We start from the raw sequence: 17,940 nt of genomic DNA on the forward strand, positions 1-17,940 counted from the left end.
CGTAAAGCTGAAGAAAACGTCATTTATGTGTGTTTTTATCAAGTGTACATAAAGTAGAGCAAGACAATTTTTAAAAACGAAGGATTCTTTTTTAACAATAACTTACGTGTGTTTCTTGCCTCGTTTTTGTTGACCTAAAGCAACCATTAGTGTATAAATTCCATATCAAAAGTGGTGGGTTAATTAAACCAATTCGAGGGGTTCTGCATGACTGAATTAGTAAAAACAAAACTGGCTGTAGCTGAATCAAACTCTACTGAATTAGAGACACTTAAAGTTGTTATTGATGATGGTAGTAAAGCGGCAAAACTGGTTTGTGTTAACAATCAAGGTGACCTTGTTCCCTTATTGACTCAAAATAGTTTCGTTGCAGATTTCCGGGTAAGCCATGACGGGCTTATTCCGTTTAATTACCTTATTGATGGCCTTCAACGATTCTCTCATCACAGTGAATCTAGTAATGCCCTTGAAACTACCGACGTTGCGCATCAGTACGATGAGATCAGTCGTCTGAATGTTCACCATGCTCTTCATTCCTCTGGTTTAGAGCCGCAGGATGTTCATCTCTATGTAACATTGCCACTTAGTCAGTTTTATACCGCTTTGGGTGAAACCAATGACGAAAACATCCAACGGAAAAAAGACAACCTGATGAAGCCGGTTGAACGTTATATTGATGGTAAGCGTGTTTCATTTAATGTTGTTTCAGTTACCGTGTTTCCTGAGTCACTTCCGGCGGTAACTCGTGCAGATGAAATTGAGTTAATTGAATCTTTTGAATCAAGCCTGGTTATCGATTTAGGTGGGACAACACTTGATGTAGCAAGCATTACTGGTCAGCTGGAACAGATCTCCCGAGTCAAGGGTTTTGACCGTATTGGTTGTTCTATCGTATATGATGAAGTCCGTCGTTATCTGGATTCTTCAAAGCTGAACGCAAGCTACGCGTATATTCAACACTTGGTCGACAATCGTGATAACAAAGCCTCACTAAAGGTTTCTTCCGATGATCTTGATGGTGTCTTCCAAGCCGTAAATAGTGCCGTAGCGCAACTTCAAGAAAAAGTGATCAAAGCAGTCACTCAGGTGGAAGAACGTCCGCACAATGTATTCCTAGTCGGTGGGGGTTCTTACCTGATTGAACCGGCAGTGCGTGAACATTTTGATAAATCGAAAATCATCATGGTTGATAATCCGCAATTCGCTCTCTCACTGGCTATTGCAGATACTGTTTTTGCGTGATGATGGTTTTGTAAAGGGGGGGGGTATGACAAAAAAAACTGAGAAGGAAAACGATCGCATCCAGATTAGCGCGTTTTGGTTATCGGAAAGGCAATCTCCGTATGCCTATAATTTTCTAAAAAAAAGTGACTTAACACATCGTGGCGAACAGCTTTCCATAATAAGGTCTGCAATCACTACGGGGTTAGTGCTAAATAACCTCTTCCCCGAGCTATCAAGTTTTATTAATGGACTGAATGAGAGATTAACGGCTGCTGATCTAAATCGGTTTTTTAATGATGAATTTAAAAAGAGTGATTTAAGTAATGAACAGTTGAAAGAACAAATAAGTCTTATGCTTGATTCGAAATTCAACGATTTAATTTTAAAGATTAATAATTGCAAGAATCCTGCTGCTGTATTTTCAACTAATTGTCAAACTGATGTCAGTGATGCAGTAAAGCCTGAGACAGCAAAGGAACAGCGGTTGGAATTAATGTCTACAGAACTGGCCAAAAACTCCATGCCTGTGACTGTAGAGACCTTGCCGCCTGTTGCGATCGCAAATCAGAATGATTCAGTTCTAAAAACTAATCATGGTTCTCCGGACGTTAACTTAGCTCAAACCGAAACCATGGCGCTCAGTGAACAAGCGCAAGTGCAGGGTGTGACAACAAAGCAGAAGAAAAGGGCAAATGCAAACCTCGCAAATCTTGCAAAGTAAATATAGAAGTATCAATTGATTAAAATTTGTAATCTCTCAAAAAAGTCAGCTTACCAGCTGGCTTTTTTGTTGGTATATTATTAGTAGATGAGGTTGGATGGTGAACCGGTTACATGTAGTTAATGGAACACTCAATGCTGCATAGCAAGTTAAATAATTTCGTAGAATTATAGATCCAACTCAAAAACTCATTATGAACCTCTTTGGTTGTTTCAGGTCTAACCAGTTTGTTTTATGAAACCTAATTTTAGTTATGTATACTACTAAAAAAAGGTGGTTTAGCTCCTGTTTATGGTTGTTCGTTTGCACGATTTAAGAACAGGTGTTAAAACGGGTACAGATTTGTCCTAAAGTATTGGTTGAAGTAAGAAATATCTTAATAAAATTGGTACTTATTTATTATTTTATGTAAAAATCTCTATGCTTTACTGGTCAAGTTAGGTTTTTTTGTTACCCTAGCACCCTATGATCCTAAGGGTTTCTGCCGTGCAATCTGGATGAGCGTAAAGAAACTAACGGCATCATGTGTAACTGTTTGATTATTATAATGAAGGCTGACTGAATGTTATCACGCAACTCACTAATACATGGTTTACGTCGAGATCAGTTAATCGAAGTTCTGTCTATTTCTGAATTCCCAGTTGTCCTGGTCGAGAATCCCTTCATTCAGCCTGAATCAACGGGCAAAAAACCTGTAATTTTTAATATTGATGAATTTCATGTTTCTATCGCTCCAATTTCCTCCCTTAAGTACGACTGGGAATGGGCTCCAATTGATACAATACTCATCGAAGTGGTCATTCCACCTGCGGAAGCAGACCTCGTAAGCGCCGAGAATGATTTTCTTCGCGATGCGGGTATTGGCCATATTCAATGCGAGCCTGGTGGTGTATCGATACGCCGTACAGTGACATTTGTTGGTGGTATCACCGCCGACAATTTGCTGTATCAGCTTAGGCTTATGTGCGTGAGTGCTTTACACCTGATTGGAGAGGAACTGGAGGATGAAAGTTAATTACAAGAAACTATTACCTCTTGTAGTGCTCGGTTTAACATTTGCGGGGGCTTACTCGCTTTTCAACGCAAGACCGGCGGAGCCCGACTTGTACGATTTTACTGGCAAAGTTCTTAAAGCCACGTCTGTTTTCCAACCCTGTGATAAAGAATCCACAACTTCGTTAAACGTTAAAATTGCAGATAACGGAAACATACATATCAATGGTGTTGCATCAAAAGTTACTTTTGTTGAAAAACTTACGCCTGATGAAATTTCTGTTAAGTGTGCTGGGTTACCAATCAAAAATGCTCGGCTTGTGCATACGAGCTCTTACACCATGATAATTTCGGAAGGAAAAGGTGGTTTTGTTATTTCGGATTTGATACGCATCCAGGATAATGAAGTCATCTCCGGTATATGGTTCTTTAAGAAGAGAGCATAGCAATGAAAGAACTGGAAGCTATTGGAACGAAGACTCAGCGGTTTAGGGTGTTCAGCCAGTCAGTGGCGATGGCATTTGAAGTGAACGTCGACAAAAGTCGGCCTGCTGATAATTCAGCCATCATAAGCGAGGCTGAAAAATATTACCTTACTCTCCAATTCGCCCCTCCGGCTGACAATAGAGAATATGGGTGGAATTCAGAGGGAAGTATTCTCATGAAACTATCCCAAAACGAAGCCATGGCGCTGGCTTCTGTCTTCCTGAGAATTAAACCTACACTTAAAATTGAAAAGAGAAAAACCACGCATCGCACACACCAGGCTTACAAAAATATCACTATCGGCCCAAATGACCGTGGGGGCTTGTTAGTCACGTCAGGCATTGTTCCGGTCGAAAGGGGTTCATTTAAACCCATAAATTATAATCTTCCCGTAACGCAAATGGATTGTGTTTCAACAGGACTTTTTTTGCTTGGATTCTTGACGCTTAAGATGCCATGGGTATCCTCAGAATCGATAATAACTGCTCTGCGCCTTTCGGAGTCGAAAAGCTGTCAGTGAGTTAAAAATCTTCAATTTTTAGCAAAAAATTAATATTTTTTTTCCTCTTAACGAACAAGATTTCAGATTTTTTTATCGTAGAGTAATTTTAATTCTGCGTAAAAAAAACAGGTGTTCGTCATGAGAAAATCAGGTTTATGTTTAACCCTGTTGTTTTCTTTAATTGCCTCGATTAAGTCGGTACATGCCGAGGCAATTATGATTTCCGGAAAACTCCAGGCTGATATGCCTGCCGTCACGTTTAATCCCGGCCCGGGCGATTTTGTTGCATTTGTAAACAATAATATAATTACTGCCTCAGGCTCTGGAACCGCATGTAATGTGACGGTTGATGATCGTGCGACATCAACGGTGGATAATCTTGTCTGCTTCTTTGAGTGGCTTCCAAATAGCTCTGGATTTACTGCTAACGGGTTCACGTTAACCGGGATTCCAAACAGCTCAGGAGACCTAAAACTCCCTTACAAAATTTCCTATTTTTCCGGTACAGAAAGGCAAAAAGTAGAAGTAGTGAAAGGGGAGTATACAGTTAATGCTCTCGTACCGGTTAAACCGACGATCACCGGCCTAAAGTCGTCTATGAATGGGCTGGTTCAAGAGGGTTACACACTTAAATCTTATATTAAGGATGAAGTGATCAGGAGTTTTGCCGTCTCAGTAGAACCCCGCAATTTTGTGCAATATATTTCTATCGGATCGGGTTCTGCCTGTGAAGTCCCTATTGGTGGGACCAGTTGCACGATCGATGTAGGAAGTATTAAAGTAAGTGATTCGGATTTATTGATAGGTTCACGGGAAATAACTGTCACCGCTAATTCGAAAAATAATTACTTTGCCCCTCCTGAAGCGCAAAAGCTTACGCTGACCTGGGACTACCGTCCTCCTGTTGTTGACCATACTCTCTGGAATTTCACTGATGAAGCTAAAACTATCAGTATTGGCGGTCAGCAAATCTATACCGGCGCTAAAACGGTAGCTGTAGCCGTCAAAGTGCCCCAGGAAGAGACTGAAGGCGAGTGGTGGCTACCAACAGCTATGACGCTGACGATGGTGCCGGACGGGGTTTTCAAGCCGACAACAAAAGTAACTTTGGATGACGGTACGGTTATCGACTTTAAGCAATCCTGGGCAACACCGATACGCCGTACCCTCCAGCCCGTGAGCGGACCCCAGAAGGTCGGCGATGAGTATCTGTATATCTTTGACTTAACAGACCTGACGAATGGCTCTTATGCCGCCACCTTCACTATAGAGAATACTAGCAAGAATACGTCTACGTACAATGAGCCCGAAAGCAAACTGATGCTTTCTGATAACCCCACACTCATGGTACTTAAGGATGGGGCAGCGCTGGCAAAACGAGCACCTGTTTATTTCTTAAATGAAATTATTGTTGCCGCATTCCAGGGGCAGGCCGGGGTTGCGGATATTAAAGCCGTTACTATCGATAACAAAGTTGTTGAACTCACCCCAACGAACTACAAAGGCATTTATTATCTGCCGGTGGGGGATGATCTAGATGTGAATGCTGACCACGAAATCACAGTCGTGGCGGAAAACCTGTATGGCAAGATTGTGACATTCAATACCACTTTCACGTATCAACCGACAGGGTTTGCGCTTAAAAACTTAGAAAAAGACGTCACCTTGTATTCTCGCGTTCGGCAATATACCGATCTGATGAGTCAGACAGCCGGTGATAAATGCACTCTCTTTACTACGGAAGAGAACGCGCAGGCTTATCTTGAGTGGTATGGCGGCAAATCTGATATCACTGCCTGTTACCCTCAGTGGAACAATGTACCGGACGGGCTTGAATTTTACTTTAAAGGCAGGACGCCAGGACTTACGGGGTTCTTCAATAAAACTGGCGAAAACATGCTCGATTACCAAGTCTATATGATAAACGGTAGAGGCTCTAAAGCTGTGTCGGCCAAATACCGCCGCGTATTGACAACTCAACTGCCATATAACCCAATCCTTACTTACAAGAAAAATAAGTTGGTAACTGGGATCAACCCTAACACTGCACTAGCGTACACGACAGGTGGGGAAGCTGCTCGCCTCTTGGCAAAAGTGGTACCTGCTGATGTGACAGTCTATGTTTCGCAAAACGGGGGTGAGAACACAAAAACGACGTTTAAAAACCGTTCATCAAACAACGATGCAACTACATTCGTTCAGCGTCTGAAAGTAGCCGCAGCCCCACTGTGGACGAAAAATGTATTCGACATTGCTGTAGAGTACTCGAAGGACCCGACAATGCGGACCGCCGATACACTTAACGTGTATACGGTCCCCGACTTCAGCATTCGGGCTACGATGGAAGTCGAAGACAAAAAGACGGCTACTACAATGGAATTACCGTTGAAGGTGTCAGTTGGGCGCTATAACAATTCAACTCGCAAAAGCTCATTTAGCCGGACGACAATGGGTGACTGGGATGTAACCATTTACGCTCAGAAAAGTATCTATGGTAAAGATCCAGAAACAGGCCGTTTTAAAACGACGTATGAACGTACCCCATTAACCGAGGCATTGCCGGTGAATGATGCCGGGGTAGTCGAAACAAAAATCAAAATCGAGAATATGGACCTTGGGAACATGCGTCTTGTCGGGATAGCTAAAGTCCGTTCGCCTTTCGCTGATTTTGAATTGACCCGGGAAACAAGTGCGGTCGGCATACGTGTGTATAAGGGTGAAGAGCTGGAGGGTAATCTCTCAAAGAGCCTGATTATCGGCCGTATCCCGCTCAGTACGCTTGTGAACTTCAAATCGGCCAGCACAGCTAACTCTGATGCGCTTGCTCCTACCGAGTGGCAGGAGTCGTCAGACAATGGGCAGACATGGACGATGCTTTCGGACATGACTGGGAAGAGAAGTATTTCAATCAGAAAAACTGACGTCGATAAGTGGCTCTACAGGGCCAAGATGACCAACAAGTTTACGTCAAAAGTGTCTTATAGCGACGTGCTGACAGTTGTAACGTACAAACAGCCTAAGCTAAGTATTGATGTTGCGGAAATTCTTGAAGGCGATGATTTACCAGTCTCGTTGCTGGATAATGATGAGCCGATTCCGCAGGGTACGGCTGAAGTAATGTGGTCGGAAGATAAAATTAATTGGGTCGCGGGTGACACTACCTATACCGTGACTGCCGCTGAGAAGCTTCCGCCAACTATCTACGCCCGGATGCGCTATCTGGATTCAGACGACCTGGCTGAAGAGTCCTCCTGGAAAGAGACGTCTGCGCGGTTAACGGTCGCTAAACCCAAGCGCCTTTCCGTTTCGGTGAGCAGCATTTCAAAGGTAGAGGTGGGAAGTAAAGTTACTTTAGATGGTAAATACTCCAACCCGAACAGTCGGTACCAGAACGGAAATGATGTCATTGAAGAATGGACTGCCCCTGACGGACAGAAAATCAGAGGGCCTAAGTTGTCGATGACGCTGACAGAGGAGATGCTGGATAAGCAAGGCTATGCGGCATTTACATACAGTGCATGGCTCGCTGACAGCAAGGAAAGTACCATTTCCACGCGGAAAGTATCGATTAAGTCCTGGGTGTATAAGTTCCCTGAAATGAAAGTCAGTACGAAGCTAAAATACACTATGGCCCCGTCGACCTTACACGTCGCCCTGACCGGAATAAAAGACGGTGACTATCCGGGAGTAACTTATTCACGGGAGTGGATCTACGATAAGGAAAATATCTCCGTTTCAAAAGATGAAGGAGATACGAAAGATTTTGCAATTGCGAAGCCGGGTAAATATACGTTGATGATCGTTTTCCGCGATAACCGTAATAACGAACAGCGTATTGAAAATACCTTCGTCGTCGATGAGCAAACTCCGATGACTGTTGAAATGACCCCAAAATTCTCTAATAAGTTCATGAGGGCTCCTCTTGATGTCACACTAAGATCTAATATTAAACTGGCGCACTCTGCTGACAGTATTGATACGGTGACGTATAAAGTAAATGGAGAGGTTGTCCAGGGTAGTAAAAATTATTGGGCTCAGGGAATTCCCGGTCTTACTGAGAAAAAATATGAAATCACGCTGGATGTTGTCAGTAAAATGGGACAGCGTGGTACAGCATCAGTAGATTTTGATGTTGTAAAAAACGCCGCTCCGCAATGTGTGCTAAGCCATACAGAATCCAATATGAGCTGGAGTTTCACAAATAAATGTGTCGATACTGATGGCAAACTGGTTCGTTATGAATGGTATATCAATGATGAACTAAGGAATGTTTTTGGCAGCACGGCGACACTATCGAAAAATCTTAATCGTGGGAAGCAAGATATCCGTGTAGTCGCATATGATGATAGTGGGGATTCAGCAACACAGCGCACGGTCGTATATGGCCCAGATGAGGAAAAATCAAAGGCTGTAGAAACAACTGGTACATCGCAGTAAGACAAATTTATGTACTGAAATAGAAGCCGGGACAGTAATGTCCCGGCTTTTTGTCTTTGGTCTTTTGAATTGATTTCGTCGGAAAAGTTACTTTGCATGAACGGTGATACAAGTCTCATGAATCACCAATCAATGGCAATAATGAAAGAAAAAGAGGGGCGTAAATTATCAGAAATAACTGGCTTTGTAGAAATAATGGCGGTCCAAAACATGGATAATAGGTATTAAGGTAATGTAAAAATTAGTCCTTTGGTTCCGGTATCTGAGAGAAGCAGGTTATGAGCGAATACATACCTAAGAAGCGTGGGTTACTGAGTTTTGATTGGTACGTGCCGATCAATTTGGCAATTCTGATACTGGTACTGGCCATCTTCTTTACTCGATTTACGTTTGGACATGGGCTATTAAATGGTTGTTTACCTGCTGATTTTTACATGATTGACTTGAAGGATAAATCTGTCAAGGCAGGAAACATCATTGCATTTCATATGCCAAAATCAGTCCGATTTATACGTGAAAATGAGAAGGTTATTAAAATTGTGGCGGGGGTAGGCGGAGATCGTCTAAGAGTCACAATGGATGGTGTTTATAACGGGAGCAAGTTTTATAAAGCTAATGCCAGACGTATTTCAATGAAATACAACATACCTGCTGAGTCTATTGAAAGAGAATTAACTATTCCGAAAGGAGAAGTTTTTTTAATTGGCCAAACGGATCACTCATGGGACTCACGATTTTGGGGGCCGGTTAAGTTGACTTCAGTTATTGGGAAAACATATGCGATCTATTGAATTAAAAACAACGATTAAGCCTCTGGCCACCTGCCTGGCGTTTTACGCCTTGATGTCCACCGCTACGGCTAGCCCCCAGTATCAACAGGTTGCTGACGACATTGCTAGGCAAGCTCAAGTATTGGGCGCTCAGTCAACGCCGCCGGAAACAGCAGAAGGCCCGCTCTCGTCAGGCTCTCTGGATTCTCCGGATGTCCAGAAGTACGTCCGCCAGGCTGAAGCTTTGAAGCAAAACAGGGACATCAGTCAGCCAACGAATCGGGGCTATGTACCGGGTATGAATGCTGACAGTGTGCAGGCGGTTATCGATCATACTCAGGCTATACGCGCTCAGAATAATAATTCTGAAGCAGTTAATGACATTATTCGCAGACGTGATGAAATTCAGGGAAATATTCAGCTGAACGACTCAGCACTGAGGTCTGTCGAAAATAAACCAGAAGTAATGCGCAGCCAGTCGACGAATATCGAAAAAATGTTTGGTACCTCAGGGATCACCGCCGCTGACTTCGAACGAAAAATAGATAGCAGACGGGAAGAGGTGCTTTCGACAGAAAACGGTATCACTATCTTTGCGTCATTTAGCTTGCCTGATTACGTCCTAGAAGATCTACTCCGTACCGCGTCACAAAATAAGGCGAGAGTGGTTTTTAATGGTCTGAAGAAAGGCACGACGCGTCTTCCGGAGACTCAGGCTGCAATCAATCAGTTGGTGGTGAAGGGGAAGTTTGACTTTCCCCTGATTACGATTGACCCTGATGCGTTTGACCAGTACCAGGTCACGCAGGTCCCGACAATTATCTCCCGTGAGGAATCCCGATTCGCTAAAATGGTCGGTTCGTTTAACGTTGATTTCTTCCAGCGAGAACTGGCCAGAAATCCCGATCAGGATATTTTACCTAATGCTGGTACGACCTATCCGGTCGAAGAGAAAAGCATTATTAAAGAGCTCGAAGAGCGAGCACAAAAGTATGACTGGGAGGGCGCCAAGAAGCGAGCTGTTGCAGACACATGGAAGAACCAATTCATGGTTAATCTGCCTGCGGCTCAGGAGCACAAGGAATGGTTAATTGACCCGACTATCAGGGTCACTCAGGACGTGAAAGATAAGCAGGGCCGCGTCATTGCTTCTGCGGGCGAGCTGATTAACCCGCTGAGCAGGTTCCCGCAGAACCTCACCATGATAATTTTTGACCCATTGAATCCGGGGCAGCTTGATTGGGCTGAGAAGCAATATCGCCAACTTCTTGGCAGCGGACAGGTTATGCCGATGTTTACGCGAATTAAACAGGAAAATGGTTGGGACCATCTGAATGATCTGCGCGAGAAATTTAACGGGAAAGTATTCAAAGTCAATGAGCAAATTATTTCCCGCTTCCAGATTAAAAACACTCCAGTGTTGATTTCAACTGAAAAAGATAAATTCCGGATAACGCAATTCAGTGAAGCTGAAATACGTGGTGTTGGAGAAAAAATCTCGGCAGAGGAGAACTGATATGAAGATCGGATTTATTTTAGGGGCGCTGCTGGCCACATGGCTGACTCTGAATTACCCGGACCTGATGAGAGAGTATTTCAACAAAGTGGTTACGTATATGGAAAGCGTGACAACATTCATTACTAAATAGTGAGCGTGCCGGTGAAGAAGCTAAAAAAGTTACTTTTGGAAATTTTGGTTGCTGTCATGCTGTCATTTTCCCTGCCTGCAATGACCATGGCCGCAGATACCGGCGTCCCGGGAGCAATGTGCCAGTCAGCTGGTGTGTGGCAGGGACTAATCAAAAATATCTGCTGGAGTTGCATCTTCCCGATGCGGATCATGGGAATTGGTGCGGCACCTGAAGGTGCCGCACCCTCACGCCCCGGCTGCTATTGCACAGACCAAAATGGGATACCAGAAATCGGATGGCAGTTAAGTTTTTTCCAGCCAGTTAAAATCGTAGAAGTAGTGAAAAGCCCATGGTGCAGCCCATTTTTGGAGGGAACCATGTTGCAAAAATCACAGTTCGATATTGGCAAGAGCAATACTAACCAGCCTATGACTGCTACAGAAGCCGGATTCTACGACGTACATCTCTGGGAATTCCCGATCATGACAATGTTGAAATTGCTGATAATCGGTGAATGTACAGCAGAACCTTATATTGATGCCAGTCTGACGTATATCAGCGAAGTTGATCCAATGTGGGAAAGTGATCTGTTGACGCTCGTGCTGAACCCCGAAGCTGTGGTATTTGCAAACCCTATTGCCTCAATGGTATGTGCTGCTGACTGCGTGGCAGTGACTGCCGGAAAGGATAATTTGGCTGCCTATTTTTGTGCCGGTTGTGATGGTAACTTGTACCCGCTTACAGGGCACGTCTATGCGAATGATGATGCCGTCAGAACCAGTTCCCTTATTACACAACGACTACTAACTAAGTTACATCGGCAAGGAATGCTAATGAGAACAATGGGAGCAGATGCAATGTGTGAGAAAACATGGGAATACTTCACTCCTCGTTCACAATATAGACTTTCAATGCTTTACCCAACGCCAGAAGCTAAAGGGCCTGATTGCTGCCATAGGCTTGGTGACTCCGTACATGATTGGTCAACGTTGAAAGGTGGACGAAAGAAAATAGGCATAGATAATTATGTCTATATGTTATGGAGATATAATGACTGTTGCGTGCGTTTTATTCCCGGCGCTTAATTGCAGGAGGCTTTTAATATGAAAACTAGGAAATTAATTGCTTCAACAATTATTGCGTCTATGCTCGCAAATACTATGAGTTGGGCATTTTACGTTTCGCTCATTAACATGGTTATGACACCAAAAATATACGCAGCTGATGCGATATTTGATCAGTTGGAAAACAATTTTGACCTTGCGAACCCCAACGCAAATCGAAATGCAACAACAAGTGCTCAGGATATTGTAGAGAAGTACAAGAATGCTGATTCCGGGGAAAACCTGAGCGGAAAAATATCAGATAAATATGTAGGTAAAGCAGATTCAATAAACTTAGACGTTGGGAAGTACGGGGCGCTGAACTCAAACGAAAGTGTTATGAGTAATGCTGCATCTGACGGCAAGTCGATCGGTAAGACCGTACAGTTACCGAGCATGACGGGCGGTACGATCAACTCTAATTATACGAAAGAGGGGGCAAAGTTACTTTCCAGAGACAGTAGCGGTAACATTGGTATAAGTAACAACCCGAATACAACGGCAGGAACCAAAACCAGTACAGGAGAGCTATTCAGCTCAGAGCAGAAGCACAGTGATATTCAGTTTAATTCCGGTGGCCGGTATGGAGATGAGGATGGATTCATCAATGACATCAAAAATCGAAAAAGTCAGCTGTTTGAAGCGCAGAGTTACGATGGGGTTGCCTACCGTACACTGGTGAATGCAAATAAAGACAACCCAGCATCTAATATTAAACCTAACGACCCTATGTTCAATGCTGGCCGAAATGAAATTGGTAATGCTGTAGCCGGTACAGGCAACTGGCTACAGAGTTGCAATACGGAAACAAAAAAACAAACTATTACTACACACTATCCAGATTATAAAGAGTTTTACTGCAACTCACCCAAGAAAGATAACTTTAATAGTTGCACAATAACTCGTGATTTTTCCGTACCTGTTTATATCTCAGGTGGTAATGGTGATATGTCTATGTGCGGGGATAATTGTGTGAGGGTCTGGTTCGGCAGAAGAGACGACAACTATTGGAACGATGGAGTATATGACAACTCATTAACCTTAAAATTTCATCCTGATGCAAAGCTTGCAACTGCGAAAATAATTAATGCAGAGTGGGATGATCATATGAGGGTCACGCTTGATGGAACGCAGATTTTTGCTCACATAGATGGAGAATATAGAAGTAGCAATTATCCATCACCACAAGGGCCATGGGAGCTGAAAAAATCATGGAAGCTTGACAAAGTCTACGATATTACCGACCAGGTAAGAAACTCTGTATATCAGGAGGTGGACCGTGAAGTGACAATGGCGTCACGCGTTTGGGTAGGTGGCGGTGGGGAAGGCTATTTTGAAGTTGAGCTGACTTTTGAAAATATGAAGCTGGAGGATAAACATATACAGGAACCCGCAGGTTGTTTTGATGCAGTACAAACGCCGAATTCATTCTGTCGGTTTGACCGGTTTGTGAACATGGATGTCGGTACAAAGCGGCTCCCGGAAACTGTGCTGAAAATGGCCACACCGCTTTATAAAGGCGATACCGGGTTCTTAACTTGGAAAACAAACCTTGAAGGTTACTTCTGTGATCCCCTGGCGAAGGAAAAGCTGTGCTCATATGATGCGAAGGGAAACATCATGAAAGACGCCGCAGGAAAAGACCTCTGCTACAACTACGACGACATTAAAAATATGCCTGACGCTTGCGGCACATATAAAAATGATGCTGCGTGTGTGCTCGATACACAGACTTGTGCAGAAGGTTGGTTCGATGAAGGCACAAATACATGCTACATGTATGAGCAGAAATATACGTGTGACAGAGGTAAGGACGTCGTCAGAGAGGTAGAGTCACAGACTAACGCCTGTGTAGGTATGATCCCATGTTCTGGTGGAACATGCGAAACCGGCCCAAAAGAGGAAAACAATGATTTTGGGAAAGTGGCCGCGTACTCAAACATGGTTCAGTACATGCAGGGTGAGGCAAAATGCGAAGATCCCAACGACCCTAATTCCTGCTCCGTCTTTGAGGGGAAAGCAGAATGGTGCGGCAGGTCCGTTGGTTTTGTGAACGGGCTGGCCAAAACAGATTGCTGCGAACAGCCACAGGGTACCGCTGGCTCACTAGAGGCGATTATGCTGGCTGGGTCGATGATCCGAAACACGAACTGGACACGAGTGAATGCTCAGCTGGTAAGCTGGACCGGTGGGGAGAGTGGAACCTGGGCTTCAATGGCTAACTCGGTTGGTGAATGGACAGCATCGGCAGGTAAAACTGTTGGTCAGATGTGGAACAATGTCACCAGTTCGCTAACCAGCGTCTACGAAAATGTGGCCGGTAACCTTGGGCGAACAGTAGGTTCATCCACTGCTGGTGGAAGTGGTCAACTTGCTAAGGAGACAATGAGCTCTTTCGGGCTTGGTACCCTTAAGAAGATGGCCATGGAAAAAGCATATGACTTGCTTCCCGATACAGTAAGGGACTTCGTTTTTAAAAATGTAGCGACAACGGGTGGCGAAGTAGTCTTTTCAGCAGCAATTCAAAACTTTATGCTTGCATTAAATGTCATTGGCTGGATTTATACCGCATATCAAATAACAAAAATGTTGCTTGAAATGCTTGTGGCCTGTGATCAAAAAGAAATGGAAGCGTCTATTCATAAAAATCAGAAATCCTGTTTCACACTGGATACTGAACGCTGTGTTAAATATCTCAATATGGGATTTACAAAGAAGTGTGTTAAAAAAGCAACAGACATGTGCTGCTACAATTCAATGTTATCTCGCGTGATTATGCAGCAGGCGTATCCTCAACTTGGAATAGATCCGGTTGCTTCGAGTTGCGTTGGATTATCAATTAGTCAAATACAGAGATTAGATTTTGATAAGATCGATTTAACTGAATGGATTAACGATGCCGTCCAGGTCGGAGAAGTTCCTGATCAGTACGCTACATTCTCCGAGTCATCGATAACAGAAAATTTGCCATTTAAAAATGAAAATTACCAACTTCCATCCCAAAGAACGAAAGAATCAATGGGTGGTGAGGATAATATGATAAAAGCTAGACAGGAAAATAATCAGGCAATTAAAGAGGAGAATGTGGACTGTAGCTATCTACCACGGCCCGCGATTTGTGAAGTTGGGTCAACTTATGTAGACCCAATTACTGGGAAGGAATTACCAAAATACTAAATGTAGGGGCTGTAAAGCCCCTTTATTTTTATTTTGCTTTAAGAGTTTTTTCAGGGAAACCCTTCTGACCATATTCTCCTGCGAAAAGATAATAATCTTTACCGTTAATAGATGCAGCAACGCCACCTGGGATAGTGAATTTTGGACTGTCAGAACGGAAAATAATACCTGAGAAGTTAGTACTAGATTCATTACCTTTAAATGGAATGAATACGTAACGAACTACTGAATAATCACCGGCAGGTAGATTAAGTTGAGGGATTTCAGATCCAGACGCTGGGCGAATAGCCTGGAAGCTGTACATGGACTTAGTCGGCATTACGTCGGCAGCTGGCTTTGAAGGGAGGTCGCAGGTACTCCATTTATTCATCACTGCCATATCAATCTTGCATGAAGCCAGAGCCGCACTTTGCTTCGAAGGATTGAACCCGAGTGCCACCTGTGACTCTTTGGTGTGATTATAAACATATGCAGCACCGGCACGTACTAAGCTTTCATCGTTATAAGGAAGTTTTTTAGGGTTCGGGACAAAGACGACGTATTGGTTAACCTGGATATATTCAGCGTCAGAGGAGCTGTACATTGATCCCAAACTCATAATACTTAATCCACTGAGCCCTCCTGTAACATAGCCCATAGAGCCACTAATTAGCAGTTTGGAAAGCAAGTTATCTGCATCGCCACCCGGCTGGACTGTTTCTTCATTAAAAGTAACGTCAAAACCGGCCAAAGAGTAAGCATTTTGGGCTACCGAGTCTTTAGAATTAGCATGCCAGTAGAGCCCATGAGTGTCGCTGTGCTGTGCAGAATTCGGGGTTTTACCAGCATCCCCGGCACAACCAACCAGCGATGCACTGGCAACAAAAGCAGAAACCAGAGATACAAAACGTTTAGTTTTCATTTGAGACCCTTCTTTGAATGATTTTTTTGTCTAGAAGCATTATTTCATACTCGTCAGTTTCTCAAACAACCAAAATGCAGAAAAAATGAAAAAATGTGAAGCGAACAAAAACCAGTCTTGTAAAGAAAAATCCCTCTAAATTAAATCGTATAATCAGTGGGACTAAATATTCAGAGGCTTTTATGGGTAAACCAACAGATGAGCAAAGGGTCATCATTGAAAATGCAAACGCAAATAATATGGTTATTGCAGCACCAGGGTCTGGGAAGTCATTTACGATGATCGAGGCTGTGATCTCAATCCTCAGGCAGTTCCCATATGCCAAGGTTGGAATGGTCACATTTACTCGCGCTGCAACAAATTCATTGGCTGAAAAGCTGAAAAGTCGGTTAAGTAAAAAAGACCAGGATAGGGTGCTGGTAAATACTTTCCACGGCTTTATCCGGATGCAACTGGACATGGTCAATTGGAAGGGCAAGATGCTGATTAGCTCGGCACAGCGTTCTGTAATTCATCGTGCGTTAAAGGAGTCAGGCGCGCCTTTCCGTTACCCGGAAGCTGAATTTGCTATTGATGCGATTGGAAGGGAAATGGATACAGACATCATTTCAGTTCGCCATACGCGTCAACAAATCCACTTGTTCAACACATACCAGGCAATATGTCAGAAAGACCACGTAGCTGACTTAAATGCACTCTCACGATTTGTCGTGGGCCAGATGCACTCAGGAAAAATGCAGCCACTAAATTTGACGCATTTAGTTGTAGATGAGGTGCAAGACACCGACTCGATTCAGTATGCCTGGATCGCACTACATACAAGGGGCGGTGTTAACACGAGCATCGTAGGGGATGATGATCAGGCAATCTATTCTTTCAGGGCCTCCGGCGGGGTAAAAATATTTCAGCAATTTGAAAAACAATTCAGGCCAAACATATTTTATCTAAATACCTGTTTCAGGTGTGAACCAGAAATTCTTAAGGTTGCAGGGGCATTGATTGAAAAAAATGTTTACAGATACGTTAAGGATCTGCGTTCAGCTAAAAGTGGTGGTGGAAAAGTTAATTTCCGCTCATATGTTGATATGGATGAACAGATTCAAGGCATCCTCAATCTAATTAACCAGGACCCAAATGGCTGGGCAATCCTTAGCAGAGGTAATGCACATCTTGATCAGCTTGAAAGCCTCATAGAGCAGCCGGTTCTTCGTTATGGAGGCAAGTCCTTTTGGGATGAGAAAGAGACGAGCGACGTACTGCATCTGATGGCTTTCTTTCGGCAGTCCAACGATGTTCGATTAATGAAGAGGGTGCTGGCGCTTTTCGGTGAAAATGAAGAAGTTTTGGATCAAACAGCATTTAGCATGAAAGGGAGAAAAGTAACTTTTGGTGAACTGAGCATCCCAGATGCAAGTTCCCTGGAAACAAGAACACTTCATTCAAACTTCACCCGGTTTACACAGGAGACTCGGGATAAAGTTGAAATCGAAAAGCAGTTCGCAAATCTGATTAAATGGATGGAATTGTCATCAATAAAAATGAGGACTCAGAAAGGTTCACCTTCACTGACACGAATTGCGTTAGATACCTGTAAGCAATGGGCTGAGAAAAATGGCTGGCAAAACATGATAAATCGAGCTGCGGCGATGTGTTTGGGGCCTAAAAAGAAGGATGAGGAATATACGCCGGATAAAGTAGTTTTATCGACATTGCATGGTTCGAAGGGGCTAGAATGGAAAAAAGTCATTATTATGAGTTGCAATGCTGACCAGATCCCAAGCAAGAGATCAGTGGGGCAGGAAGCGATTGAAGAAGAGAGAAGACTTCTATTTGTAGGATTTACACGAGCAGAACAACAGCTGCATGTAATGTGGTACGGTGATCCGTCCTTCTTTTTAAGCGAATGCGCCGAAGAAAAATTGAAAGAGGCAGCGAATATGAGAATAGAATCAAATTTAACAGAAGAATTTTCCAATCAGTATTTACAATAATGAC

Annotated in this window: 13 protein-coding genes; 12 read left to right on the plus strand and 1 reads right to left on the minus strand. The window is 43.4% G+C overall.

Annotated features, from left to right (window positions below):
* Nucleotides 1-207: 207 nt before the first annotated feature.
* From parM to trhN, 11 genes are all read left to right on the plus strand, one after another.
* Nucleotides 208-1,242, plus strand: coding sequence for a plasmid segregation protein ParM domain-containing protein (gene parM, locus IB222_RS23410; protein ID WP_015063116.1), 1,035 nt, complete (start codon nt 208-210; stop codon nt 1,240-1,242).
* Nucleotides 1,243-1,267: 25 nt separating this feature from the next.
* Nucleotides 1,268-1,945 (plus strand): hypothetical protein, encoded by a 678-nt coding sequence (locus IB222_RS23415; protein WP_015063117.1) that lies wholly within the window; start codon nt 1,268-1,270, stop codon nt 1,943-1,945.
* A gap of 562 nt (nt 1,946-2,507) precedes the next feature.
* Nucleotides 2,508-2,960 carry a hypothetical protein gene (locus IB222_RS23420; RefSeq protein ID WP_015063118.1) on the plus strand — a complete coding sequence of 151 codons (453 nt, stop codon included), beginning with the start codon at nt 2,508-2,510 and terminating at the stop codon, nt 2,958-2,960.
* A complete protein-coding gene (locus IB222_RS23425; RefSeq protein ID WP_149384816.1) occupies nt 2,950-3,384 on the plus strand; it encodes a plasmid transfer protein in 435 nt (144 codons plus the stop codon). Before IB222_RS23420 ends, IB222_RS23425 begins: the two co-directional genes overlap by 11 nt.
* Before the next feature lie 2 nt (nt 3,385-3,386).
* Nucleotides 3,387-3,944: a plasmid transfer protein gene (locus IB222_RS23430; protein ID WP_223240839.1), complete on the plus strand. Its 558-nt coding sequence runs from the start codon at nt 3,387-3,389 to the stop codon at nt 3,942-3,944.
* Between the two features lie 120 nt (nt 3,945-4,064).
* Nucleotides 4,065-8,363: an IncHI-type conjugal transfer protein RSP gene (gene rsp / locus IB222_RS23435; RefSeq protein WP_149384818.1), complete on the plus strand. Its 4,299-nt coding sequence runs from the start codon at nt 4,065-4,067 to the stop codon at nt 8,361-8,363.
* Between the two features lie 278 nt (nt 8,364-8,641).
* The gene (gene trhF / locus IB222_RS23440; RefSeq protein ID WP_015063122.1) at nt 8,642-9,154 is read left to right on the plus strand and encodes an IncHI-type conjugal transfer protein TrhF; all 513 of its coding nucleotides are present in this window, start codon (nt 8,642-8,644) and stop codon (nt 9,152-9,154) included.
* Nucleotides 9,141-10,649 carry an IncHI-type conjugal transfer protein TrhW gene (gene trhW / locus IB222_RS23445; RefSeq protein WP_149384819.1) on the plus strand — a complete coding sequence of 503 codons (1,509 nt, stop codon included), beginning with the start codon at nt 9,141-9,143 and terminating at the stop codon, nt 10,647-10,649. Before trhF ends, trhW begins: the two co-directional genes overlap by 14 nt.
* 1 nt (nt 10,650) lies before the next feature.
* Nucleotides 10,651-10,782, plus strand: a complete 132-nt coding sequence (locus tag IB222_RS23450; protein ID WP_022652169.1) for a hypothetical protein — start codon at nt 10,651-10,653, stop codon at nt 10,780-10,782.
* A gap of 11 nt (nt 10,783-10,793) precedes the next feature.
* Nucleotides 10,794-11,849 carry an IncHI-type conjugal transfer protein TrhU gene (trhU, locus tag IB222_RS23455; RefSeq protein ID WP_188055383.1) on the plus strand — a complete coding sequence of 352 codons (1,056 nt, stop codon included), beginning with the start codon at nt 10,794-10,796 and terminating at the stop codon, nt 11,847-11,849.
* An 18-nt stretch (nt 11,850-11,867) separates the two neighbouring features.
* Nucleotides 11,868-15,044 (plus strand): IncHI-type conjugal transfer protein TrhN, encoded by a 3,177-nt coding sequence (trhN, locus tag IB222_RS23460; protein ID WP_149384820.1) that lies wholly within the window; start codon nt 11,868-11,870, stop codon nt 15,042-15,044.
* 28 nt (nt 15,045-15,072) lie between these two features.
* On the opposite strand, the gene IB222_RS23465 is transcribed toward trhN, so the two are convergent.
* Entirely contained in the window at nt 15,073-15,945 is an 873-nt protein-coding gene (locus IB222_RS23465; protein WP_149384821.1) for a hypothetical protein, read from the minus strand.
* 182 nt (nt 15,946-16,127) lie between these two features.
* On the opposite strand from IB222_RS23465, the gene trhI reads away from it, so the two are divergent.
* Entirely contained in the window at nt 16,128-17,936 is a 1,809-nt protein-coding gene (gene trhI / locus IB222_RS23470; protein WP_149384822.1) for an IncHI-type conjugal transfer helicase TrhI, read from the plus strand.
* Nucleotides 17,937-17,940: the final 4 nt, after the last annotated feature.

It is taken from the genome of Citrobacter sp. C13 (assembly GCF_014596815.2).
Classification (GTDB): Bacteria; Pseudomonadota; Gammaproteobacteria; order Enterobacterales; family Enterobacteriaceae; genus Citrobacter; species Citrobacter portucalensis.

Excerpts from the sequence above, each read along its gene's own strand:
- trhF (WP_015063122.1), top strand. The coding sequence starts at position 8,642 with ATGAGCGAATACATACCTAAGAAGCGTGGGTTACTGAGTTTTGATTGG.
- IB222_RS23420 (WP_015063118.1), top strand. The coding sequence starts at position 2,508 with ATGTTATCACGCAACTCACTAATACATGGTTTACGTCGAGATCAGTTA.
- trhW (WP_149384819.1), top strand. The coding sequence starts at position 9,141 with ATGCGATCTATTGAATTAAAAACAACGATTAAGCCTCTGGCCACCTGC.
- rsp (WP_149384818.1), top strand. The coding sequence starts at position 4,065 with ATGAGAAAATCAGGTTTATGTTTAACCCTGTTGTTTTCTTTAATTGCC.
- IB222_RS23425 (WP_149384816.1), top strand. The coding sequence starts at position 2,950 with ATGAAAGTTAATTACAAGAAACTATTACCTCTTGTAGTGCTCGGTTTA.
- trhN (WP_149384820.1), top strand. The coding sequence starts at position 11,868 with ATGAAAACTAGGAAATTAATTGCTTCAACAATTATTGCGTCTATGCTC.
- IB222_RS23415 (WP_015063117.1), top strand. The coding sequence starts at position 1,268 with ATGACAAAAAAAACTGAGAAGGAAAACGATCGCATCCAGATTAGCGCG.
- IB222_RS23450 (WP_022652169.1), top strand. The coding sequence starts at position 10,651 with ATGAAGATCGGATTTATTTTAGGGGCGCTGCTGGCCACATGGCTGACT.
- IB222_RS23465 (WP_149384821.1), bottom strand. The coding sequence starts at position 15,945 with ATGAAAACTAAACGTTTTGTATCTCTGGTTTCTGCTTTTGTTGCCAGT.
- trhI (WP_149384822.1), top strand. The coding sequence starts at position 16,128 with ATGGGTAAACCAACAGATGAGCAAAGGGTCATCATTGAAAATGCAAAC.
- parM (WP_015063116.1), top strand. The coding sequence starts at position 208 with ATGACTGAATTAGTAAAAACAAAACTGGCTGTAGCTGAATCAAACTCT.
- IB222_RS23430 (WP_223240839.1), top strand. The coding sequence starts at position 3,387 with ATGAAAGAACTGGAAGCTATTGGAACGAAGACTCAGCGGTTTAGGGTG.